The organism is Arthrobacter sp. 92, assembly GCF_050260325.1.
Classification (GTDB): Bacteria; Actinomycetota; Actinomycetes; order Actinomycetales; family Micrococcaceae; genus Arthrobacter.
Genome location: NZ_CP189863.1, coordinates 3,667,483 through 3,688,758, shown reverse-complemented (window position 1 = coordinate 3,688,758; position 21,276 = coordinate 3,667,483). Strand labels below are relative to the sequence as shown.

The 21,276-nt window shown below is 67.4% G+C and carries 23 protein-coding genes and 1 riboswitch; of the genes, 16 read left to right on the top strand and 7 right to left on the bottom strand.

Annotated elements, in window-relative coordinates:
* Positions 1–38 precede the first annotated feature (38 nt).
* Positions 39–725: a thiamine phosphate synthase gene (gene thiE / locus ACP4XC_RS17080; RefSeq protein WP_427171726.1), complete on the bottom strand. Its 687-nt coding sequence runs from the start codon at positions 723–725 to the stop codon at positions 39–41.
* Between the two features lie 26 nt (positions 726–751).
* Positions 752–873: riboswitch (TPP riboswitch) on the top strand.
* Between thiE and thiO the strand changes: the two genes are divergently transcribed.
* The 4 genes from thiO (at position 866) to ACP4XC_RS17060 (ending at position 4,070) form a co-directional block, all read left to right on the top strand.
* Positions 866–2,281: a glycine oxidase ThiO gene (gene thiO, locus ACP4XC_RS17075; RefSeq protein ID WP_427171724.1), complete on the top strand. Its 1,416-nt coding sequence runs from the start codon at positions 866–868 to the stop codon at positions 2,279–2,281. (Overlaps the previous riboswitch by 8 nt.)
* On the top strand, positions 2,278–2,514 hold the full coding sequence (gene thiS / locus ACP4XC_RS17070) for a sulfur carrier protein ThiS (RefSeq protein WP_427171722.1): 237 nt from the start codon (positions 2,278–2,280) through the stop codon (positions 2,512–2,514). Before thiO ends, thiS begins: the two co-directional genes overlap by 4 nt.
* Before the next feature lie 5 nt (positions 2,515–2,519).
* Positions 2,520–3,341: a thiazole synthase gene (locus ACP4XC_RS17065; protein ID WP_427171720.1), complete on the top strand. Its 822-nt coding sequence runs from the start codon at positions 2,520–2,522 to the stop codon at positions 3,339–3,341.
* A gap of 54 nt (positions 3,342–3,395) precedes the next feature.
* On the top strand, positions 3,396–4,070 hold the full coding sequence (locus ACP4XC_RS17060; RefSeq protein WP_427171718.1) for a 4a-hydroxytetrahydrobiopterin dehydratase: 675 nt from the start codon (positions 3,396–3,398) through the stop codon (positions 4,068–4,070).
* Between the two features lie 11 nt (positions 4,071–4,081).
* Here the strand turns inward: ACP4XC_RS17060 and ACP4XC_RS17055 are convergent, their stop codons facing one another.
* The 3 genes from ACP4XC_RS17055 to ACP4XC_RS17045 all read right to left on the bottom strand — a co-directional run bounded on the left by ACP4XC_RS17055 (position 4,082) and on the right by ACP4XC_RS17045 (position 5,415).
* The gene (locus ACP4XC_RS17055; protein ID WP_427171716.1) at positions 4,082–4,384 is read right to left on the bottom strand and encodes a hypothetical protein; all 303 of its coding nucleotides are present in this window, start codon (positions 4,382–4,384) and stop codon (positions 4,082–4,084) included.
* A 76-nt stretch (positions 4,385–4,460) separates the two neighbouring features.
* Positions 4,461–4,685: a DUF3107 domain-containing protein gene (locus tag ACP4XC_RS17050; RefSeq protein WP_427171714.1), complete on the bottom strand. Its 225-nt coding sequence runs from the start codon at positions 4,683–4,685 to the stop codon at positions 4,461–4,463.
* A gap of 61 nt (positions 4,686–4,746) precedes the next feature.
* On the bottom strand, positions 4,747–5,415 hold the full coding sequence (locus tag ACP4XC_RS17045; RefSeq protein WP_427171712.1) for a TetR/AcrR family transcriptional regulator: 669 nt from the start codon (positions 5,413–5,415) through the stop codon (positions 4,747–4,749).
* Between the two features lie 84 nt (positions 5,416–5,499).
* Here ACP4XC_RS17045 and moeB point away from each other — a divergent pair, with 84 nt between their 5' ends.
* Positions 5,500–6,699 (top strand): molybdopterin-synthase adenylyltransferase MoeB, encoded by a 1,200-nt coding sequence (gene moeB / locus ACP4XC_RS17040; RefSeq protein WP_427171710.1) that lies wholly within the window; start codon positions 5,500–5,502, stop codon positions 6,697–6,699.
* Between the two features lie 137 nt (positions 6,700–6,836).
* Here moeB and ACP4XC_RS17035 read toward each other — a convergent pair whose 3' ends face one another.
* On the bottom strand, positions 6,837–8,189 hold the full coding sequence (locus ACP4XC_RS17035) for a glutamyl-tRNA reductase (protein ID WP_427171708.1): 1,353 nt from the start codon (positions 8,187–8,189) through the stop codon (positions 6,837–6,839).
* Positions 8,190–8,348: 159 nt separating this feature from the next.
* On the opposite strand from ACP4XC_RS17035, the gene hemE reads away from it, so the two are divergent.
* From hemE to hemL, 11 genes are all read left to right on the top strand, one after another.
* On the top strand, positions 8,349–9,494 hold the full coding sequence (hemE, locus tag ACP4XC_RS17030) for a uroporphyrinogen decarboxylase (protein ID WP_427171706.1): 1,146 nt from the start codon (positions 8,349–8,351) through the stop codon (positions 9,492–9,494).
* Positions 9,495–9,524: 30 nt separating this feature from the next.
* Complete coding sequence (locus ACP4XC_RS17025) at positions 9,525–11,012, top strand: protoporphyrinogen/coproporphyrinogen oxidase (protein WP_427175147.1); 1,488 nt, start codon at positions 9,525–9,527, stop codon at positions 11,010–11,012.
* Positions 11,013–11,348: 336 nt separating this feature from the next.
* On the top strand, positions 11,349–11,531 hold the full coding sequence (locus tag ACP4XC_RS17020; protein WP_427171704.1) for a hypothetical protein: 183 nt from the start codon (positions 11,349–11,351) through the stop codon (positions 11,529–11,531).
* A gap of 157 nt (positions 11,532–11,688) precedes the next feature.
* Positions 11,689–12,105, top strand: coding sequence for a hypothetical protein (locus ACP4XC_RS17015; RefSeq protein ID WP_427171702.1), 417 nt, complete (start codon positions 11,689–11,691; stop codon positions 12,103–12,105).
* Between the two features lie 106 nt (positions 12,106–12,211).
* Positions 12,212–12,943 (top strand): hydrogen peroxide-dependent heme synthase, encoded by a 732-nt coding sequence (gene hemQ, locus ACP4XC_RS17010; protein WP_427171700.1) that lies wholly within the window; start codon positions 12,212–12,214, stop codon positions 12,941–12,943.
* Positions 12,940–14,208, top strand: coding sequence for a ferrochelatase (locus ACP4XC_RS17005; RefSeq protein WP_427171698.1), 1,269 nt, complete (start codon positions 12,940–12,942; stop codon positions 14,206–14,208). The genes hemQ and ACP4XC_RS17005 overlap by 4 nt, the downstream gene beginning before the upstream one ends.
* The gene (gene hemC, locus ACP4XC_RS17000; protein ID WP_427171696.1) at positions 14,205–15,203 is read left to right on the top strand and encodes a hydroxymethylbilane synthase; all 999 of its coding nucleotides are present in this window, start codon (positions 14,205–14,207) and stop codon (positions 15,201–15,203) included. The genes ACP4XC_RS17005 and hemC overlap by 4 nt, the downstream gene beginning before the upstream one ends.
* 20 nt (positions 15,204–15,223) lie before the next feature.
* Entirely contained in the window at positions 15,224–16,150 is a 927-nt protein-coding gene (locus tag ACP4XC_RS16995) for a uroporphyrinogen-III synthase (RefSeq protein ID WP_427171694.1), read from the top strand.
* Positions 16,151–16,160: 10 nt separating this feature from the next.
* Positions 16,161–17,141, top strand: a complete 981-nt coding sequence (hemB, locus tag ACP4XC_RS16990; RefSeq protein WP_427171692.1) for a porphobilinogen synthase — start codon at positions 16,161–16,163, stop codon at positions 17,139–17,141.
* Positions 17,141–18,286, top strand: coding sequence for an LLM class flavin-dependent oxidoreductase (locus tag ACP4XC_RS16985; RefSeq protein ID WP_427171690.1), 1,146 nt, complete (start codon positions 17,141–17,143; stop codon positions 18,284–18,286). Before hemB ends, ACP4XC_RS16985 begins: the two co-directional genes overlap by 1 nt.
* 13 nt (positions 18,287–18,299) lie before the next feature.
* Positions 18,300–19,631, top strand: coding sequence for a glutamate-1-semialdehyde 2,1-aminomutase (gene hemL / locus ACP4XC_RS16980; protein ID WP_427171688.1), 1,332 nt, complete (start codon positions 18,300–18,302; stop codon positions 19,629–19,631).
* A 147-nt stretch (positions 19,632–19,778) separates the two neighbouring features.
* Here hemL and ACP4XC_RS16975 read toward each other — a convergent pair whose 3' ends face one another.
* Complete coding sequence (locus ACP4XC_RS16975) at positions 19,779–20,516, bottom strand: amino acid ABC transporter ATP-binding protein (RefSeq protein WP_427171686.1); 738 nt, start codon at positions 20,514–20,516, stop codon at positions 19,779–19,781.
* Positions 20,513–21,274: an amino acid ABC transporter permease gene (locus ACP4XC_RS16970; protein WP_427171684.1), complete on the bottom strand. Its 762-nt coding sequence runs from the start codon at positions 21,272–21,274 to the stop codon at positions 20,513–20,515. Before ACP4XC_RS16970 ends, ACP4XC_RS16975 begins: the two co-directional genes overlap by 4 nt.
* Positions 21,275–21,276: the final 2 nt, after the last annotated feature.

Sequence of the window (21,276 nt, the reverse complement as noted above, 5' to 3'; positions counted from 1 at the left end):
CTAGCTGCGCGGCGGACGCAACGGACACCGCCGCCGGATCAGGACCCCGCGGCGTCCAGCGCCTGCAGCAGCAAGCGGGCCGCCTCGGCCGGATCGTCGGCGTCGGTGATGGCACGGACAACCACAATGCGTTCGGCGCCGGCCGCAACCACCTGCTCGACATTGGTCAGGTCGATCCCGCCGATGGCAAACCAGGGGAGCACGCCTTCCACAGTTCCCACATCCGAGCGCCGGATTGCCTCCGCGGCGTACTTCACCAGATCCAGCCCGACGGCGGCGCGCCCGGGCTTCGTGGGGGTGGCCCAGACCGGGCCGACGCAGAAGTAGTCCAGCCCCTTCCTGCCCGGGGACGCCAGAATGGCGGCGTCCACTTGCTCGGCGGAATGCGTGGACAGGCCGATCACCGTGTTCTTGCCCAGCATTTTGCGGGCCGAGCTGAGGGGGATGTCCTTCTGCCCGATGTGGAACACCGGAGCCCCGGACAAGGATGCGATGTCCGCACGGTCGTTGACGGCCCACAACCGGCCGTGGCGCTGGGATGCGGACTGCAGCACCTCCAGCAGCTCGAGCTCTTCGGCGGCTTCGAGGTTCTTATCGCGGAGCTGGATGATGTCCACGCCGCCGGCGAATGCGGCGTCGACGAAGTCTGCGAAGTCTCCCCGGTCGCTGCGGGCATCAGTGCAGAGGTAGAGGCGGGCGGTGGTGTGGACGGCTTGCTCGGTCATGGAACCAGCCTAGTTCCTCTAAACTGGGGAGGTACCGCGGGAGCCCGCCGCAGCTGTCACAATTTGCTGCAGGGCTGAGAGGGCGTCAGAGCCGACCGCTTGACCTGATCCGGTTAGTACCGGCGTAGGGAAGGATGTGTATGAACCCCCAAACCAGCCGCACAGCTCCTGGGCAGGGAACCCCTGAATCCGCAAGCCCTGATTCCGCGGCGCCTGATTCCGCGGCGCCTGGTTCCGGACCGCTGCATGCGGACGTGGCGGTGATCGGTGGCGGCATCATCGGCCACGGAATCGCTTGGGAAGCCAGGCGTTCGGGACGGTCCGTTGTGGTGATCGACCATGCGCCGGGAACGGGAGCCAGCTGGGCGGCCGCCGGCATGCTGGCACCTGTGAGCGAACTCCACTACCAGGAGGAAGACCTCCTGGGTCTCATGCTTGAGTCATCCAGGCTGTGGCCGGCGTTCGCAGCCAGCCTCGCCTCGCCGCCGGCCGCCGGATCTCCGGACCAGCAGGCGGCGGAGACCGGATACCGGACGACGTCGACCCTGGCGGTGGGTGCCGACGCCGCGGACCGCCGCACCCTCGCCGACCTCCGCGCGGTCCAGCAGGAGCACGGCCTCACGGTTGAACCACTGACCATCCGCGAGGCCAGATCCCGGGAACCGTTGCTGAGCCCGGGCATCTCCTGCGCCTTCGACATCCCCGCCGACCACCAGGTGGATCCCCGGAAGCTCCTGGCCCGGATCGCCGGGGCCCTGGCGGAGCACGCGCAAACGTCCCGGGTTTCCGGCGCTGCCGACGGCTACGCCGTCCGGGACAGGGCCGTTGGACTTCTCTGGGATGACGGCCGCGTCAGCGGCGTCCGCCTTGCCGGCGGAGGCGCCGTGCACGCCACCGAAACCATCGTGGCCAACGGTCTTGAGGCGGGCTCACTCGACGGGTTGCCCGAGGGGCTCAACCTGCCGCTGCGGCCTGTTTACGGCGACATCCTCCGTCTCCGTGTCCCGGAGCACCTGCAGCCGCTGCTGACCTCCACCGTGCGCGGCATGGTCCACGGAATTCCCGTCTACATCGTTCCCCGGCTGGATGGCACGGTGGTCATCGGAGCAACCCAGCGGGAAGACCAGCCAGCCGGGTCCGCGCGGACCGGTGCGGGGCGGGCCGGGGCGTCGCACGCCACGGTCTCCGCGGGAGGCGTCTACCAACTTCTCCGCGACGCCCAGGTGCTGGTTCCCGCCGTCGCGGAACTGGAACTTCTGGAATCCACGGCACGGGCCCGTCCCGGCACGCCGGACAATGCGCCGCTGCTGGGCCGCGTCCCAGACGCCCGCGGCACCGACATTCCGGGACTCATCATTGCCACCGGCTTTTTCCGCCACGGAGTCCTGCTGACCCCCGTGGCGGCCGCGATCTGCCGGCAACTGATGGACGGCACGGGGGATCCCCGGTGGGCGAATTTCCATCCCGGGCGCTTCCGCGCGGGAACCGGGTCGAAACACCCGGCCGCAGTATCCGCAGGCAGCGCCACACTTGACCCGAACAAGGAAACAGCATGAACATCAAACTCAACGGATCGGTTCACACCGTGGACGACGGCGCATCGGTCACCACCCTCATCAGCCAGGTCACCGGCCGGAACCTTGCGGCCGACGGACAAGCAGCCGACGGCAGGAAGCTTGGGGTGGCTGTGGCCCGTAATTCAGAGGTGGTGCCCCGCAGCCAGTGGTTCGTCACCATGCTCGACGAGGGCGACGACGTCGAGCTCGTTACAGCAGTACAGGGAGGTTGAGCACCATGACAGGAACCACGGCTGCCGGAGCCATGCGCGCCGCCGGGCAGGTAATGGCCGATCCGTTCGTAGTGGACGGCGTTTCGCTGGGGTCCCGGCTGATTATGGGCACGGGCGGGGCGCCGAGCCTGGACGGGCTGGGCGCGGCCCTGGTGGCGTCGGGCACTGAACTGACCACCGTGGCCATGCGCCGCTACTCGCCAGCCGAGACCGGATCCCTCTTCCAGCTCCTGGTGGACCACAAGATCCGGGTGCTGCCCAACACGGCCGGCTGCTTCACGGCCAAGGACGCCGTGATGACGGCGGAGCTGGCCCGGGAAGCGCTGGAAACTGACTGGGTGAAGCTGGAGGTGATCGCCGATGAGCACACACTCCTGCCGGATGCCGTGGAACTGGTGGACGCCACCGAACAGCTCGTCAACCGCGGCTTCAAGGTCTTCGCCTACACCAACGATGATCCAGTGCTGGCGCTAAGGCTTGAAAACCTCGGCGCCACCGCTGTGATGCCGCTGGGGGCACCCATTGGCACCGGACTGGGCATCCTGAACCCGCACAACATTGAGCTGATCGTGGCGAGGGCGTCCGTGCCGGTGGTGCTGGATGCCGGGATCGGCACCGCCTCCGACGCGGCGCTCGCCATGGAGTTGGGCTGCGATGCGGTGCTGCTGGCCACGGCTGTCACCCGTGCGCAAAACCCGGCGGTGATGGGGGAGGCCTTCAAACACGCTGTTATCGCAGGTAGGCTGGCGAAAGCGGCCGGCCGGATTCCGCGCCGTGAGCACGCATTGGCCTCGTCCGCCATGGAGGGCCGCGCGGAATTCCTTTAATTCCGTCTGGCCGCGGCGGCCCGGCCATGCTCTGACCATTCCAAGGAGCCAGCAGTGACCGGCAAGGAAGACATTCTCACCCGAGCGCAGATCGACGCCGCCCTCGAAGACCTTCCCGACTGGAGGTACCGGCTGGGCGGCCTGGTCACGGCCTACAAAGCGCCGACGGCGGCTGCCGCGCTCAAGCTGATCGCCGCCGTCGGACGCCTCGCCGAAGAGCAGAACCACCACCCGGACCTCGACTGGCGTTACAACCGGGTGTTCATCCGGCTCAGTTCACACGACGCCGGGGGTGAGGTGACCGCGCGTGATGTCTCTGCCGCTGCGGCGGCCAGTGCCGCGGCAGCCGCAGCCGGGGCGAGCGCCGAGCCGGGACTATACCGGACGGTGGAGATTGCGGTCGACACCGCGAACCCGGCCGAGATCTCCGAAGTCTGGCGCACCGCGCTGGGCTACCGGAAGGGCCGGTTCGGGGACCTCGAAGACCCGTACGGCCGCGGACCGGGCCTCTGGTTCCAGGAGACCCGGACTCCCGACGACAACCGGATCCACCTGGACATCCACAGGAGCAAGGCCGAATCCGGCCCTGTCCTGGAGAAAATTGCAGACACCAACGCCTTAATGAACCGCGACCACGCACCCAGCTGGGTGGTGGTCACGGATGCGCAGGGAAACCGGTTGTGCCTGTGCACCGAAGAGGGGCACCAGCCGGATCCGCGCCAGGGCTAGAGGCGCCAGGGCTAGAGCCTGAGCGCCGCCGTCAGCTGCTGCGTGTCATAGCGCGAACGGGTGCGCCCAAGGTAGATGGCGGTCCCGACGGCGGCTCCAGTTCCCAGGACCATGGGCACTACCCACGGAATCCACGTGAGGCCCGGCTGGTAGCTGAGCCCGGCCGCGTTGAGAATGATCCAGCTCAGCGCCCCCACCGCCGTCGCGACGCCGGCTGGCACAGCCATGCCGTACTTGGCATGGCGGCGGTCGTTGGCCCACACCACAAACCCGGCGGCAACAGTGACCAGGGTGACCACAACGAGGGAAAGCATTTAAACTCCTTGCTGCCCCGCCGGATGGCGGGCCGGGGTGGGAACAGGTGCTGGCCGGATGGCGGGCGGGTGTGGGTTAGAGCTGGCCGAACCCGACGCGGCGCGCTTCTTCTGCCCCGATTTCGACATAGCCAAGGACATTCGTGGGAATGATGATCAGCCGGCCTTTTTCGTCGGTCAGGCGCAGCTCGGTGCCCTTGGACAGGGCCTCCTCGACGACCTTTGCAACGGCGCCAGCATCCTGAGCAGATTCCAGCACAATTTCACGGCCAATGTTCTGAATGCCGATCTTTACTTCCACAGCGAGGCCTCCCAGCCAATCAAGTTCCGAATGAATTCCGAAGGTAGTCTCTATTTGTAGTCTAGGTTTCTTTGGGGAAGCGACTGATTCCGCGCCAAGCTAAACGGTAGATCAGGTCACTGGCCACATCGAGGTCCAGGTTCCCGTCGGTTTCCAGCCAATAACGTGCGCTGACCTGGGCCATTCCGGCCAGGCCGCGGCCCAGCAGCTGTGCTTCGAGCATGGGGAGTTTGGTGTCCTCGGCAATGACCTGGGCGATTGCGTCGGCAAAAGTCTTATTGAACGTCTCCAGCCGGGAGCTGACATCCGGATCGTTAATCAGGTCGGACTCGAACACAAGACGGTGCGCCTGGTCGTCGCTGTCGATAAACCGGTAATAGGCGCGCATTACTGCCTGAACGCGTTCGTCATTGTCCGTGGTGGAGTTCAACGCCCCCATCATGAGCTCGGTCAAAGCACTGAGGTGGCTGTCCAAAAGGGCGAGGTAAAGCTCGCGTTTGGACGGGAAATGCTGATACAGAACCGGTTTGCTCACGTGGGCGGTCTCGGCGATCTCGTCCATGGCGGCGCCATGGTAACCGTTGGCGACAAACACTTCCTGCGCCGCGGCAAGAAGCTGGGCGCGGCGTTCGTCGCGGGGGAGCCGGGCCGAACGCGTGCCGCCGGTCCGTGCCGGTGCGGCCGCAGCCTTTTCGGCCGGTGTCCGTTCAACCGGTGCATGATGAACCACTTTTGGCCTTCTTTCACTTGCAGCTACCTACACTTTACGCGCGGGTAATATGACCTGGCGGCATCTTCAGGCATACATTGAAGTATGGCTTCAACGATTACTGCAAGCGCCCTCCCTGCAACCCTGGAACCACTCGTGGAACCGGCGGCGGGACTGAGCCCTGATGAGGTGGAGCGATACTCCCGGCACCTCATCATTCCCGAGATCGGAACGATAGGTCAGCGCCGGCTCAAGAACGCGAAAGTGCTGGTCATCGGGGCCGGCGGGCTGGGCTCACCCGCGCTCCTGTACCTGGCTGCCGCGGGTGTGGGCACCCTGGGCATCATTGATGACGACGCCGTGGACCTGAGCAATCTTCAGCGGCAGGTCATCCATGGCGTAAGCGACGTGGGCCGGTTGAAAATCGAATCGGCCCGGGATTCCATCGCTGAACTGAACCCTCTGGTGGATGTCCGGCTCCACAACGTCCGGCTCGACGCCTCCAACGCACTGGAGCTCTTTGCCGACTACGACCTCATTCTCGACGGCGCGGACAATTTCGCCACCCGTTATCTCGTAAACGATGCCGCGGCCATTCTCGGAAAGCCCTACGTGTGGGGCTCCATCTTCCGCTTCGACGGGCAGGTCAGCGTTTTCTGGGAGCAGCACGGCCCCACGTACCGCGACCTTTACCCCGAGGCGCCACCCGCCGGTTCAGTGCCGTCCTGCGGCGAGGGGGGAGTGTTCGGCATGCTGTGCGCGGCCGTTGGCTCCCTTATGGTGACCGAAGCCGTGAAGCTGATTACCGGCGTCGGCCGCTCACTCCTTGGCCGGGTTGCGCTCTTCGATGCCCTGGGCGGCACGTGGCGGGAGATCAAGGTGGCGCGGGACCCTGCGGCCGAACGCGTCACCGAACTGACCGACTATGACGCTTTCTGCGGGATAGTCCCGGAGCCCGCCACCTCGAAGGAAAACACCGTGACGGCCACTCAGCTTGCCACGATGCTGGCCTCCAGGAAGGCCGGACTCAAGGACTTCGAACTTATCGATGTCCGCGAAACCGGTGAGCACGACATCGTCAGCATTGACGGTTCGGTGCTCATCCCCCAGGGCAGGATCCTGGCGGGAGAGGCCTGGGCCGAGTTGCCCCAGGACAAGGACATCGTCTTCCACTGCAAGGGCGGAACGCGGTCCGCGGCCGTCCTCGCAGCCGCACGGAAGGCAGGCTACCAGCGGGTCAGCCACCTGGAGGGCGGCATCCTCGCCTGGGTGCGGGACGTGGAGCCCACCAAGCCTGTCTACTGAGCCAAGCCTGTCTACTGAGCTAGGAAGGCAGCTGCCGCGGAGTCCCGGCGTTGGCCGGAGCTCAGACATGGAGTCAGGGAGGGTCCCCGAGCAGGGGGTCAGAACAGGAGCTCAGGTAGGGCGGAGCTGGTGGTGACTCAGGCGGAGTTCCGGCGGGGCTCAGGGATGTCCTGGCGGGCCTGGCCGTGGTCAACGGGGCACTCGGCATCCTCGGCTGAGGCCGGGGCCGCGGCGGGCTGCTCCACGGTAATGCCGTAGAGGGCGTCCAAGGCGGCGATGTAATGTTCCTGCTGGCCGTTGGCGGCAAGCTCGCGGGCGCGGACGGTGGGGACATGGAGCAGCTGCTTGACCATGCGCCGCAGCGCGAACTCCACCTCCTCGGCGGCGGCCGTGCAGCCGTGGCGGGCGCGCACTTTTTCCATCTCGGCGTCCAGGACATTCATGGTGTGGCGGCGCAGGGCCACAATTGCCGAGTCCACGGACCGGGCTTCGCGTTCCTGCTCGAAGGCCGCGGCGGCTCCGGTAACAATGCCGCTGGCCTGGGCCAGCGATTCGGCCTGCTCCTGGGGAGCGGCGAGCCGGACGGATTCAAGCGTGAGCAGCTCCACGCCGTCGAGCTCGCCCACCGCGGGATCGAAGTCGTGGGTGAGCGCCAGGTCTATGGCGACGAGCGTTTGCGGCGAGTTGGCGCGGACCCGGGCCAGCTCCTCAGCCTCGACGCGGCTGTCGCTGCCGCTGCAGCCGATCATGACATCAGCCGCGGCGACTGCGCCGGGAAGCGAGTCCGAGTCCAGCGCCGTGCCGCCACGGGTTGCCACGAAGCCCTCCGCGCGGCCGGACGAGGAGAAAACGGAGATATCGGTGCAGCCGCGTTCGCGCAGCAGCGCCATGGTGGCACCGGCATAGGCGCCGGTGCCGAAAACGACGGCCTTCTTGGCGGACCAGTCGGGGTTCTCGGACAAATCCGTGGCCAGGTCCAGTGCCACGGAGACAATGGACAGCCCTCGGGATCCGAGAGCGGTTTGGGCGCCGACGTCCTTGGCTGTTTTGGAGGCGGCCTGGAAGAGTCGTATGAGTCCCGCGCTGGCGGTGCCCTCATGCTGGGCGGTGATCAGGGCGCGCCGCACCTGGCCTGCAATCTCCCGCTCGCCCACCACGGCTGAGTCGAGTCCAGAGCTGACCGCGAAAAGGTGCTGGCTGACTTCGCCCCCGGTGCGCGTGTTGAACGACTTGGAGACGAGCTGCTCGTTCAGGCCGCTCAGGCCACTGATCTGGGCCACCAGGGCGGCGCGGGCCGCTTCGACGTCGTCCGCATGCGGGGCTTCCCCATAGATTTCGAAGCGGTTGCAGGTGGCAAGGACAATCGCACCCTTCACTGCCGGCGATCCGGAGAGTGCGGATGTGGCGATCTCTGAAGAACCGGTGCTCAGTTGAGCAACGGTCTCGAGGTCGATGTCGGCGTGAGTAGCCACCAATGAAAAAAGAACCACAGCATCACAATCATAGCTATTGCCTCGCCGCGTGGAACAACAATGCGCCGTGGTGTATGGCACGAAGCGCTGTGATTCGCGCCACGGAGGATCTCGAACCGGCCGGGGATGACAAGCTGTCGTTATCTTTTAGGGGCGAACTTAGGCACAATCGGAGTCATGACTTCAAGCGCTGCAACCTCTGACGCCACGGTGACCGGTACCTCGTCTTCCGACGCCACGTTGCCTCCCAACGCGGCCGGAACCCTGGACCCGGGCCACCCCCTCCTCGACGGCAGAACAGCGGACTCGCCCCTCATCACTGCCTACCGGGGCGGCAGGCCCTCACGGCGCCCCGTCTGGTTCATGCGCCAGGCCGGACGCTCGCTGCCCGAATACCTGAAGGTCCGGGAAGGCGTGGCGATGCTGGATTCGTGCCTGCGTCCCGAACTGGCCTCGGAAATCACCCTCCAGCCCGTCCGCAGGCACGACGTCGATGCCGCCATCTTCTTCTCGGACATCGTGATTCCCCTCAAGCTCGCCGGCGTGGGCGTGGACATTGTCCCCGGCATCGGCCCGGTCCTTGAAAAGCCCATCCGCACCGCCGCGGACGTTGCAGCGCTTCCGCAGCTGACGTGGGAAGCCCTGGAGCCCATCCGGGAAGCGGTCCGGCTCACGGTGGCGCAGCTGGGCACGACGCCGCTCATCGGCTTCGCGGGCGCGCCCTTCACCCTTGCGGCCTACATGGTGGAGGGCAAGCCGTCGCGCGACCACCTCGGCCCCCGCACCATGATGCATGCCGATCCGGAGACCTGGACCGCCCTGGCCAACTGGGCCGCGGATGCCTCCGGGATGTTCCTCCGTGCCCAGCTGGAAGCCGGTGCGTCCGCGGCCCAGCTGTTCGACTCCTGGGCCGGCTCGCTGGGCCTGGCTGACTATCAGCGGTTCGTGGCCCCCGCCTCGGCCCGTGCCCTCGACCACGTGCGGCACCTGGGCGCGCCCCTGATCCACTTCGGCACCGGCACCTCGGAGCTGCTCGTCGCCATGCGCGACGTGGGTGTCGACGTTGTGGGCGTGGACTACCGGCTGCCGCTCGATGAGGCCAACCGGCGCTTGGGCGGCTCCGTCCCGCTGCAGGGAAACATCGACCCCGCCCTGCTCTCCGCCCCGTGGGACGTTCTGGAGGCCCACGTCCGCGACGTGGTCCGGGCCGGTTCCGCCGCACCCGGGCACGTCCTGAACCTGGGCCACGGCGTGCCCCCCGAAACGGACCCCGCCGTCCTGACGCGCCTCGTGGAACTCATTCACTCAATCGCGCCGGAGTAAACCGTGAACGCACACGCCCCGGACGCGTCCATGAGTACAGCGGTGGTGGTGGGCGGCGGCATCTCCGGACTGCTGGCAGCACTGGAACTGGCCCGCGGCGGTGTCAGCACCACCGTCCTTGAAGCGGCTGCGACCTGGGGCGGCTGTGTGGGAAGCCACGTGGTGGGCGGCCTGACACTGGACAGCGGAGCGGAGTCCTTCGCCACCCGTTCCACTGCGGTATCGGACCTTGCGGCGGAACTTGGCCTGGGCGGCAACATCGTGGCGCCCCATCCCGGCGGCGCCTGGGTCCAGCTCCCGGAAGGTGCCCGCGAACTGCCCAGGACCGGAGTCCTTGGCATCCCGGCGAACCCGTGGGATCCGGAAGTGCGCCGAACCCTTGGACTCGCGGGATCCGCGCGGGCGTCCTTGGACAAGTTCCTGCCGCCCTGGCTGGGTACGAGGGCGCCCCTGGCCAGCGTGTCCGACCTGGTGCGCGCCCGCATGGGAAGGCGGGTCCTGGAGCGGCTGGTGGAACCGGTGGTGGGCGGGGTCCACTCCGCCAATCCCGCCCTGTTGGACGTCGACATGGTGGCCCCCGGCCTTCGCGCCGGAATACGCGCCCATGGCTCGCTCGCCGGCGCCGTGGCGGCCCAGCGCCAGGGCGTCCCCGCACAATCCCAGGACGCCACGGCCGACGCTGAGCACGGAGCCCGGGAGCCGGTGCGGGCCGGGTCCGCCGTCGCCGGCCTTAAAGGCGGAATGCACACCCTCGTCACCGCCCTGATGGCAGAGCTGCGCGCCCTGGGTGTGAGGCTCGTGAACAGCACGCGGGCGGAGGCGGTGGCCAGGACCTCGTCCGGCTGGGTGGTTCACGCAGGGGACAAGACGTACGACGCCGGTTTGCTCGTGGTGGCGCTCGACGGTCCCTCCGCCGTCGGACTTCTTGAAGCGGCTGTGCCGGAACTGTCCGCCCACCGGCCCGGAGCCGGGCCCGATGTAAAGCTTGTGACACTTGTTGTTGACCTTCCCGCTCTGGATCGCAGGCCGCGTGGGACCGGCATCCTGGTGGCGCCGCAGAGCCCCGGCATCCAGGCCAAGGCGCTGACGCACGCCACCGCCAAGTGGGACTGGCTGGCCGCCGAAGCGGGGCCGGGAACCCACGTGGTCCGGCTGTCATACGGAAGAAGCGACGGCGTCCCTGCCGCTTCCGGCGCCCCCGCGCGGACGTGCGCGGCGGGCGTCGTCGAGGCGGGTCCGGGCGTCTCCGACGCGGAACTCTTTGATGTGGCCTTACGGGACGCGTCAGCGCTCCTGACCGTTCCGGTCACATCGGATGATGTGCTGGACTGGGACGTCGTCAGCTGGGGCGGCGCACTTCCGTTCGCCGCCGTGGGCCACCGCCAGCGGGTGGCCGAGGTCCGTCGGATCTGTGCCGGCACCGGAGGCCTGGCACTGGTGGGCGGCTGGCTGGCCGGCAATGGCCTGGCGGCCGTGGTGGCTGATACCCGCAGGCAGTTGGCGGACCTGGTCCGGTAGTTCCCGGCAAGTCCCGGGCCGGGGGGCTGCTTGTTCTGGCCCCGGGGCCGCTCGCGATACCCTCTGCGGGGCTTCTCCGCAAGTTTCTTTCGGCACGATTTTCTGGCTAGTGTCGATGACTATGGTCATTCAGAAGTCCGAATTTTCTCGAACACTGACTGGTTTCCATGGGGGACTTCGGCGCGGCACAGCAGCGGCTGCGCTCGGAGTGGTGCTGGTTGTATCCGCAGGTGTTCCTGCATCAAACGCGGTGTCTCTTGTTCCCTCACCGGACACAGGTTCGGACGCCGCTCCCACAAGTCCTGCGACAGAAGCGGACGTGTCGCTCTTGGGCACGTGGGCGTCAGTGGTTTTGGGTCCGAAACCGGGCCCGTCCGGCTCTCCGTCGCCGAATCCGGGTGGCCAGGTCAGGCCCACCCCGCCCGGGCAGCAGCGGCCGCAGCCCTCGCCGACGACCGACCCCGCATCACCGGCTCCGTCAGCTCCGGAACCGTCCTCACCCGCTCCAACATCACCTGAGCCCTCGGCGCCCGCTCCCAGGTCACCCGAGCCCGCGTCACCCGCCCCCTGGTCACCCGCACCGTCCGCGCCGAGCCGGGGCCCGGTCCCGCCGTCGTTGTCCCCGGTGCCGCCGCCGGGCGCGGGTGGCGGCTCAGGCGCCGTTGGTCCCAGCCTCATGCCCGCAACTCCGGCGCCGGGTGGGGTGCAGGCGCCGGCAGCTCCGGCCACCGGCACACTGCCCACCCTCCCCGCTCCTGCCCTCCCCGGTGCCAGTGCCGCCAACGGATCCTTCGTCGACATCGCCGCTGCCGGCGGGTCGGCCGTTAGGATGTTCGGCCTCGGCGCGGCTCCCGGGCCCTCGTCCTGGGGGACCATGCAGATGTTCGGGCCCGCGAACATGGCAACCTTGACGTCGGCCGGTCTCGTTCCGCTGTCGGGACCCGGATACGGCGTGTCCGGCGCGCCGGTGATGCGCTCGGCCGTGAGCGTTACGCCCCTGGAAGGAGTCCCGGCCCAGGTGTGGTGGGGAGCAGGGCTGGTGGCGCTGGCCGGAGCGGCTGGAGTCGCTTTCATCCGGATGCGGAAAGCCTGAGCAAGGGACGCTCTGAACACAGGGCGGCTGTGACTTTAACCACTTCTACACGCTGTAGAAGACTTCGGTTTCGACTTAGGTGGATGGAGGGGGCAAACTGGTAACCATGAGCCACACTTCTGCCGAATCTGTCAGTAAAACTGAAGAAACAGTAACCGGAAACACAGTCGCCGAAGAGCCAGTCGAACAGTTCTTTACTCTCTGGACCGTGTTCAAGCGTTCCGCGGACGTCGCGCGCAGCGCCGACGCTGCCGCGGAATTCGACGCCTTGACCGCGAGGCTCGCCGATGCCGGCGTGATCCACCGCGGGAGCTACGACGTTTCCGCCATGCGCGCGGACGCCGACGTCATGGTCTGGCTCCACGGACCCAAGCCCGAGGACCTTCAGCAGGCGGTGCGGGACATCCGGCGCAGCGCCCTCTTCGCCGGCACCGAGATCGCCTGGTCCGCCATGGGCGTCCACCGTGAGGCCGAGTTCGCCAAAAACCACACCCCTGCATATTCCCGCGGGGTGGCGCCCGCCAAGTGGCTCTGCGTCTACCCGTTCGTCCGCTCTTACGAGTGGTACCTGCTCCCGGACGCCGAACGTGGCGCCATGCTGCGCGACCACGGAATGCTGGGCCGCGACTTCCCGCAGGTCATCTCCAACACCGTGTCTTCCTTCGCCTTGGGCGACTGGGAATGGATCCTCGGGCTCGAAGCTCCCGAACTCGTGGACCTGGTTGACCTGATGCGGCACCTGCGCTCCACCGAGGCCCGCCACCACGTCCGCGAAGAAATCCCCTTCTACACCGGTCGCCGGGTCACGGCAGCGGAGATTGCCGAGGTCCTCGCATGAGCCTGCTGGATTCACCTGAATCCCTGGCCGAGGATACAGCTATCAACCCCGTCACCGAAGCCGGCCGGATGGCTCCCAAGGAGTACGACGCCGTCCTTCTCGCGTCTTTCGGGGGACCCGAGGGCCAGGAGGACGTCCTTCCGTTCCTCCGCAACGTCACCCGCGGCCGCGGCATCCCCGACGAGCGGCTGGAAGAGGTGTCCCACCACTACCGGGCAAACGGCGGGATCAGCCCGATCAACGGGCAGAACCGTGAGCTCAAAGCGGCCATCGAGGCCGAACTGGAAGCGCGGGGGATCAGCCTGCCGGTGTTTTGGGGCAACCGCAACTGGGATCCCTACATCCCACAAACGCTCCAGGACGTCTACGACGCCGGCCACCGGAAGCTGCTGATGGTCACCACCAGCGCCTACTCCTGCTACTCCAGCTGCCGCCAGTACCGCGAGGACATCGGCATGGCCCTCACCGAGACAGGTCTCGACGGGAAGCTGGAAGTGGACAAGGTACGTCAGTACTTCGACCACCCCGGCTTCGTTGAGCCATTCATCGAAGGCACCGCCGCCGGCCTGGCCGACGTCCGCACCCAGCTCGCCGCCGCGGGCGCTCCGGACGCGCCTGTGCACATTCTCTTCGCCACCCACTCCATCCCCACCAGGGACGCCGAGGCCGCAGGCCGGTCCGAGGCGGAGCCCCGCCATTTCGAGGAAGACTCCGCGTACGTGGCCCAGCACCTGGCCACGGGAACCGAGGTCATCCGCAGGGTGGAGGCCGAATCCGGCCTCACCGCACCGTGGTCCCTTGTGTACCAGTCCCGCTCCGGCGCGCCCCACGTTCCGTGGCTGGAGCCGGACATCAACGACGCCATCGCCGAGCTCGCCGGCCAGGGTGTCAAGGGCATCGTGATCGTGCCTCTCGGTTTTGTCAGCGACCACATGGAAGTTCTCTGGGATCTCGACACCGAGGCGCTGGAGACCTGCAGCAACCTTGGCCTCGCCGTCACGCGCGTTCCCACTCCCGGTACGCACCGGAAGTTCATCTCGGGCATTGTTGACCTGATCTGTGAGCGGACTGCCGCAAACAACATCCAGGACCGCCCGCACCTGACCAAGCTCGGCCCCTGGTACGACGTCTGCCGTCCCGGATGTTGCGCGAACTTCCGCGGCGAGAAGCCCGCCATCGCCGCGGCCGACACCACCGTGGGAACGGGGCACGACCCGTACCCGGCCGATGCTGCCTCACCGGCGGCGGGGCAGGATTCCCTGTGACCGTCCGCATCGGGACCAGGGCCAGCAAGCTGGCCCTCACACAGACCCGGCAGACCGCTGACCAGCTGGCCGCCCTTGGCGGATTTCCGGTTGAGCTCGTTCACATCAGGACCGAGGGCGACGTCCTCACCGGCTCCTTGTCCCAGATGGGCGGCACCGGCGTATTCGTTGCCGCCCTGCGGGACGCGCTCCTGCGGGACAAGTGCGACGTCGCGGTGCACTCGTTGAAGGATCTCCCCACCGGTGCCGCTCCCGGCCTTACCCTGGCAGCAACGCCCAAGCGGGTGGACGTCCGGGACGTGCTCTGCGCCCGCGAAGGCCTCAAACTCGCCGACCTGCCGCAGGGTGCACGGGTGGGAACAGGCTCTCCCCGCCGCGCGGCCCAGTTGCGCGCGGCTCGGCCGGACCTGGACATCGTGGACATCCGGGGCAACGTGGACACCCGGCTGGGCCGGGTGCCCGGATTGCCGGGAAATGTTACGGACGTTGTGGTTGACGGAAAGTCCTGCGACCTCGACGCCGTTGTGCTCGCTGCCGCAGGCCTGGAACGGATCAGCCGGCTCGACGCCGTCAGCGAATACCTCGAGACCGACGTTATGCTCCCGGCGGCGGGCCAAGGCTCCCTGGCGATCGAATGCCGCACCGCCGACGCACCCCGCAAAGCCGGATCGACCGAGGGCTCCCAGGGCCCGCTGGCGCAGGCGCTGGCAGCGCTGGATGACACCGACACCCGGCTTGCCGTCACCGCCGAGCGTGCCCTGTTGGCGCGTCTCGAGGCCGGCTGCGCGGCGCCGGTGGGAGCTTATGCCTACCGCAAGGGAAGCATGCTCTACCTCGAAGCCGTGGTTTGCGCCGTGGACGGCACGGCGAGCATCCGCGACAAGAAAGCCACCGACGGTCTCACCGAAGTCGGCGCCACCCTGCTCGGCATTGACCTCGCCGAGGTCCTGCTGGCACGCGGCGCGGCCGACATCGCAGACCTGGCGGCTTCCTGAGCCCCGGGAATCGAGAGCTCATGGGACGGCACGGCGCTCCCGGCCCGAGCGACGGCGACGTCGGGCCACTGAAGGGTGCCCGGGTCCTCATCGCCCGCGGCCCGGACCGTTCCGCGGAACTTGTGGCCGCGCTGAAGGGTGTCGGCGCCGAACCGCTGTTGCTGCCTCTCATCGATTTCGAGGAGGCCCGCGACCAGCATTCACTGGACGTCGCCTTCGATGCCCTTGGCGCCGGAGCCTACACCTGGCTGGTGATCAGCAGCGTGACCACCATTCAGGCGTTGGAGACCAAAGCCGCCGAACGCGGCTCCACCCTTAGCACCTGGCTGCCCGGCAGCACCCAGGTGGCCACCGTCGGCCCTGCCACACGCCGTGTCCTTGAGTCCCGGGGTGTCGCCGTCGACCTTGCGCCCGCCAGGATCCAGTCCGGTGCAGGTCTCCTAGATATCTGGCCCGCCGGCAGGTCCAGCGTGCTCCTGCCCCAGGCCGACATCGCCGATCCGCGGCTCCGCCGGGGGATTGAAGCCCGCGGAGCATCCGTGCAGGCGGTGATTGCGTACCACACCGTGGATTATCCTGCTGATCCAGGCAGACGGCTGCCGGCGTGCCAGCCGCCCCTTGAGGCGCCCGGGGCCGGAGACAGGCCGCCGGCGCCGGTCCTCACGGCAGCCGAAGCGAAACGCGCGGTCAATGCCGGTCTGCTCGACGTGGTGGTCGCCGCGTCACCCAGCGCTGCCCGGCGCATCCAGGCAGACCTCGCACCACTGGGCGGCTGCCGTTTCGTAGCGATCGGCCTTGCGACGGCGGGGGAGGCGGAGGCCCTCGGCCTTGCTGTCGCTTCCATCGCCAAGGAACCCACCGCCTCGGGTCTCGTTGCCGCCGTGGTGCGGTCCCTGGCACCCGGCACGTCCCCGTCCCCTCATCAGCCGCAACCCAGCACCCAGTGAAGGACAGAACATGAGCTTCCCGCAACACCGCCCCCGGCGTCTCCGCACCACTCCCGCCATGCGCAGGATGACTGCCGAAAACCGTCTGGCGGCGCCGGAGCTGATCCTGCCCGCCTTCATCCGCGAGGGGCTCACCGAACCGAACCCGATCGAGTCCATGCCCGGCGTGGTGCAGCACACCACGGACACGCTGAAACGGGCCGCGGCCGAGGCCGTGGAACTGGGGGTGGGCGGGATCATGCTTTTTGGCATCCCGGCCCAGCGCGACGCCCGGGGCTCAGCCTCACTCGACCCGGACGGAGTCCTGAACAAGGCGATCCGCGATGTCCGCGCCGAAGTGGGCGATGACCTGGTGGTCATGAGCGATGTCTGCCTCGACGAATTCACGGACCACGGGCACTGCGGAGTGCTCGACGCCGACGGCTATGTCGATAACGACGCCACGCTGGAAATCTACGCCGAGATGGCCGTGGCACAGGCTGCCGCCGGGGCGCACATGCTGGGTCCCTCCGGCATGATGGACGGCCAGATCGGGGTCATCCGGCAGGCGCTGGAGGACGCCGGGCACACCAACACCGCCGTGGTGGCCTACGCCGCGAAGTACGCTTCGGCCTTCTATGGTCCGTTTAGGGAAGCGGTGGATTCCCAGTTGAAGGGTGACCGCCGCACCTACCAGATGGACGCCGCCAACCGCCGTGAGGCGATCCTCGAAGTTGAACTGGACCTCGCCGAAGGCGCGGACCTGGTGATGGTGAAGCCCGCCATGAGCTATCTGGACATCCTGGCCGACGTCGCGGAGATGAGTCCGGTGCCGGTGGCGGCCTACCAGATCTCGGGGGAGTACTCGATGATCGAGGCCGCGGCGGCGAACGGATGGATCGACCGGCGGGCCGCCATTACCGAGTCGGTGCTGGGCATCAAGCGTGCCGGCGCCAATATGGTGCTCACGTACTGGGCTTCGGAGCTCGCCGGCTGGCTCAAGGAGTCCTGATGACGCAGCCTCCCGCCGCGGGCGACTCCATCGCGGGCGTGCCGCTCACCAGCGCCGGAGACCATCCCTCCACCCCAGTGGGTCCCCGGAAGGTGCTGCTGGGACTGAACACCTTTGGCGACGTTGGGGTCTACCCTGACGGGCACCCGGTCCCGCACGCCCAAGTGCTGCGCCAGCTGCTGGAACAGGCGGAACTTGCCGACGACGTCGGACTTCATGCCTTTGGCGTCGGGGAGCACCACCGCCGCGACTTCGCGGTCTCCGCGCCGGAGGTGTTCCTCGCTGCCGCCGCGGCCAGGACAAAGCACATCCGGCTCGGATCCGCCGTGACGGTGCTGAGCTCGGATGACCCCATCCGGGTCTTTGAGCGATTCGCCACCGTGGACGCCATTTCCAACGGCCGGGCCGAAGTCATGCTGGGGCGTGGCTCCTTCATCGAGTCCTTTCCGCTCTTCGGCTTCGATCTGGCCGACTATGAGGTCCTGTTCGAGGAAAAGCTGGAACTCTTCGACAAGGTCCGCGCCCAGGAGCCCATCCACTGGGAAGGACGCACCCGTCCGGCCATCAAGGGGCTCAGCGTGTTTCCGCCGCTGGAACATCACCTGCTGCCCGCCTGGATCGGCGTCGGTGGAACGCCGGAATCCGTGCTGCGCTGCGCCGAATACGGCTATCCCATCATTTTCGCGATTATCGGCGGCGAACCACGCGCCTTCGCGCCCCTGGTGAACCTCTACCGCGAGGCGATGGCGAAGTATGGCCACCCCATGCAGCAGGTGGCCACGCATTCACCCGGCCACGTGGCTGAAACGGACGAAGCAGCCCGCGAGGAGCTCTTCCCGAACTGGCTGGCCCAGCGGAACCGGATTGGCGCCGAGCGCGGCTGGGGTCCGGGAAACCGCCGCGAATTCGACGCGATGTGCGGTCCGGAAGGGGCGCTCTACGTGGGATCTCCGGAGACCGTGGCGCGCAAGATTGCCCGGCTCAAGCACAACCTCGGCGTGGACCGGTTCGACCTCAAATATAGCAATGGCACACTGCCGCACACCGCGATGATGCGTTCGATCGAGTTGTTTGGAACCGTGGTGGCGCCCAGGGTGGCACACCTGCTGGCGGACGCCCCCGAAACTGAACACGCCGCGAACTGAAAGAATAGGAACCATGACTTCCAGTACCCCTCGCAACGAGGAACTTTTTGACCGCGCCCGCCTGCTGATGCCGGGCGGCGTCAACTCGCCCGTCCGCGCGTTCGGCTCGGTGGGCGGGACGCCGCGCTTCATGGTGTCCGCCCAAGGACCGTACCTGACCGACGCCGACGGCACGGAGTACGTTGACCTCGTCTGCTCCTGGGGCCCGGCCCTACTGGGACACGCCCACCCGGCCGTGCTTCAGGCCGTGCATGCCGCTGTGGACCGGGGATTGTCCTTCGGCGCTTCCACCCCGGACGAGGCCAACCTGGCCGCCATCGTCAAGGAACGTGTCCCGGCGGCCGAACGCGTCCGCATGGTGTCCACCGGCACCGAGGCAACAATGACCGCCATCAGGCTGGCGCGCGGCTTCACCGGCCGCAACCTCGTGATCAAGTTCGCGGGGTGCTACCACGGACACCTCGACGGTCTCCTTGCCGCAGCAGGCTCCGGCCTGGCCACCCTGGCGCTGCCCGGTTCCGCCGGGGTTACGGCGGCCACCGCGGCCGAAACCTTGGTGCTGCCCTACAACGATCTCGGCGCGGTCGAGGCCGCCTTCGCCAAACACGGGCCCAACATTGCGGCGGTGATCACCGAGGCCGCGCCCGCCAATATGGGTGTGGTCACCCCCGGTGAGGGCTTCAACGCCGGCCTGTCCCGCATCACCCGCGAACACGGTGCACTGCTGATCCTGGATGAGGTCCTCACCGGGTTCCGCACCGGCTACTCCGGCTACTGGGGTCTGACCGGCGGAGCCGCGGACACGTCCGAGCCATGGGCGCCGGACCTGCTGACCTTCGGAAAGGTGATTGGCGGGGGCATGCCGACGGCGGCCCTTGGCGGCCGTGCCGACGTGATGGATTACCTTGCTCCCCTTGGGCCGGTCTACCAGGCGGGCACTCTGTCCGGGAACCCGGTGGCCATGGCTGCCGGCGTCGCGACCCTGACACACGCCACCCCCGAGGTTTACTCCTTCGTGGATGCACGCTCGCTGGAACTCTCCTCTGCGCTGTCCGCGGCGCTGAATGAGGCCGGCGTGGACCACTCCATCCAGCGGGCCGGAAATCTGTTCTCGGTGGCCTTCGGGACCTCTGCGGGCGGGGTTCACAACTACGAGGACGCGCAGGGCCAGGAGGTCTTCCGCTACGCGCCGTTCTTCCACTCGATGCTGGACGCCGGCGTCTATCTGCCGCCCTCCGTCTTCGAGGCATGGTTCCTTTCAGCAGCGCACGACGATGTCGCCATGAACCGGATCTTCGACGCCCTGCCGGCCGCGGCGAAGGCGGCGGCAGCCGCCACGGCCTAGGTGCCGGGCGGCCCCGGGCGCGAACCCGGCGTCGTTTCTAACCGTCGTTGTTAACCATTGATGGCACCCGCCACGGCGGGTGCCATCAATGGTTAATGCCGTATTGAATGCGGCTGATTTTGCTGCGCCGGGTCCTGCGCTTTGCGGCTACAGAACGTCGGAGAGGAATCCCTGCAGCCGCTCGGTCCGCGGATCGGTAAAGAGCTGCTCCGGCGGCCCGGACTCCACCACAACACCGCCATCCATGAACGTCACGGTGTCCGAGACATTGCGGCAGAAACCCATCTCGTGGGTGACCACCACCATGGTCATGCCGCCCTTGGCGAGATCGGCCATCAGGGCGAGCACGCCCTTGACGAGCTCCGGGTCCAACGCCGAGGTGGCCTCGTCGAAGAACATCACCTCCGGCTTCATGGCCAGGGCGCGGGCGATCGCCACACGCTGTTGCTGTCCACCGGAAAGGTTGGCCGGCCGTGCGTCCGCCTTGTGCTTGAGGCCTACCAGATCGAGCTGCTCCAGTGCCTCCGCCCGCGCCTGCTCGGCCGGAAGCCTGCGGAGCTTGCGCAGCGCGAGGGTGATGTTATCCAGCACCGTTTTGTGCGGGAACAGGTTGAACTGCTGGAAGACCATGCCGATGCGCTGGCGCAGCTCGTCCGGGTTGTCCTTCAGCACCGAGCGGCCGTCCAGCAGGATGTCGCCCTGGTCGGGCTCGATCAGCCGGTTCATCACCCGCAGGAGTGTGGATTTTCCGGAGCCGGACGGGCCGATCACTGAGGCGGTGGTGCCCTTTTCCACGTGCAGGTCGATGCCGCGAAGGACCTGGTTGGACCCGAAGGCCAGGTGGAGGTTCCGGCCCGTCAGGGAGCCGGATGCGAATTCACTCATGCCTGGGCTCCTTTCCCGATGGGTGCCGCCAGCTCATCGGGCTCCTTCTTTTCGGGACGGCCCGTGCGGAGGCGGTGGTCGATGTAGTTGACGAAGTGCGTCAACGGGATGGTCAGCAGCAGGTACAGGATGGCGGCCGCCACGAGGGGGGACAGGTTCCCCGAGTTGGCCGTCGCGTCGTTGCCGATCCGGAAGATCTCGCGCTGGGAGGCCAGCAGGCCCAGAAAGTAGATCAGGGACGAATCCTTGATCAGGGAGATGAACTGGTTGACCAGGGCCGGCAGCACCCGGCGGATGCCTTGCGGCACCACCACGAGCCGCATCGAGGCGCTGTAGCTGAAGCCCAGTGCCCGGGACGCCTCGAGTTGACCCTTTTCCACGCTCTGGATGCCAGAGCGGAAGATTTCACCGATGTAGGCCCCGGCCATCAGGGACAGCGCCATGATTCCCAGCGGATACGGGTTGCTGCTGCCCGTAAGCGAGCGCACCACCGGTCCCAGTCCGATGCTGATGATCAGAATGGTCACCACCGCGGGGAGCCCGCGGAAGATATCCGTATAGACCCGGGCGATCCAGCGCATGGCCCCGTTGCGGGAGATGCCCATGATCGCCAGCACCATGCCCAGGACGCTGCCGATGAGACCGGAGGAGATCGCCAGGATCAGCGTGTTGGGAAGGCCCACGGTCAACAGTGAGGGGATGACCGGAGCCATCGCCTGCCAGTTGAAGAAGGTGTTGAGAAACTGGAAAAAATCCATAG

Excerpts from the sequence above, each read along its gene's own strand:
- ACP4XC_RS17005 (WP_427171698.1), top strand. The coding sequence starts at position 12,940 with ATGAGCCTGCTGGATTCACCTGAATCCCTGGCCGAGGATACAGCTATC.
- ACP4XC_RS17055 (WP_427171716.1), bottom strand. The coding sequence starts at position 4,384 with ATGCTTTCCCTCGTTGTGGTCACCCTGGTCACTGTTGCCGCCGGGTTT.
- ACP4XC_RS17025 (WP_427175147.1), top strand. The coding sequence starts at position 9,525 with ATGAGTACAGCGGTGGTGGTGGGCGGCGGCATCTCCGGACTGCTGGCA.
- ACP4XC_RS16995 (WP_427171694.1), top strand. The coding sequence starts at position 15,224 with ATGGGACGGCACGGCGCTCCCGGCCCGAGCGACGGCGACGTCGGGCCA.
- ACP4XC_RS17065 (WP_427171720.1), top strand. The coding sequence starts at position 2,520 with ATGACAGGAACCACGGCTGCCGGAGCCATGCGCGCCGCCGGGCAGGTA.
- hemQ (WP_427171700.1), top strand. The coding sequence starts at position 12,212 with ATGAGCCACACTTCTGCCGAATCTGTCAGTAAAACTGAAGAAACAGTA.
- thiS (WP_427171722.1), top strand. The coding sequence starts at position 2,278 with ATGAACATCAAACTCAACGGATCGGTTCACACCGTGGACGACGGCGCA.
- ACP4XC_RS16985 (WP_427171690.1), top strand. The coding sequence starts at position 17,141 with ATGACGCAGCCTCCCGCCGCGGGCGACTCCATCGCGGGCGTGCCGCTC.
- ACP4XC_RS16975 (WP_427171686.1), bottom strand. The coding sequence starts at position 20,516 with ATGAGTGAATTCGCATCCGGCTCCCTGACGGGCCGGAACCTCCACCTG.
- hemB (WP_427171692.1), top strand. The coding sequence starts at position 16,161 with ATGAGCTTCCCGCAACACCGCCCCCGGCGTCTCCGCACCACTCCCGCC.
- ACP4XC_RS17015 (WP_427171702.1), top strand. The coding sequence starts at position 11,689 with ATGCCCGCAACTCCGGCGCCGGGTGGGGTGCAGGCGCCGGCAGCTCCG.
- thiO (WP_427171724.1), top strand. The coding sequence starts at position 866 with ATGAACCCCCAAACCAGCCGCACAGCTCCTGGGCAGGGAACCCCTGAA.
- hemL (WP_427171688.1), top strand. The coding sequence starts at position 18,300 with ATGACTTCCAGTACCCCTCGCAACGAGGAACTTTTTGACCGCGCCCGC.
- hemE (WP_427171706.1), top strand. The coding sequence starts at position 8,349 with ATGACTTCAAGCGCTGCAACCTCTGACGCCACGGTGACCGGTACCTCG.
- moeB (WP_427171710.1), top strand. The coding sequence starts at position 5,500 with ATGGCTTCAACGATTACTGCAAGCGCCCTCCCTGCAACCCTGGAACCA.
- thiE (WP_427171726.1), bottom strand. The coding sequence starts at position 725 with ATGACCGAGCAAGCCGTCCACACCACCGCCCGCCTCTACCTCTGCACT.
- ACP4XC_RS16970 (WP_427171684.1), bottom strand. The coding sequence starts at position 21,274 with ATGGATTTTTTCCAGTTTCTCAACACCTTCTTCAACTGGCAGGCGATG.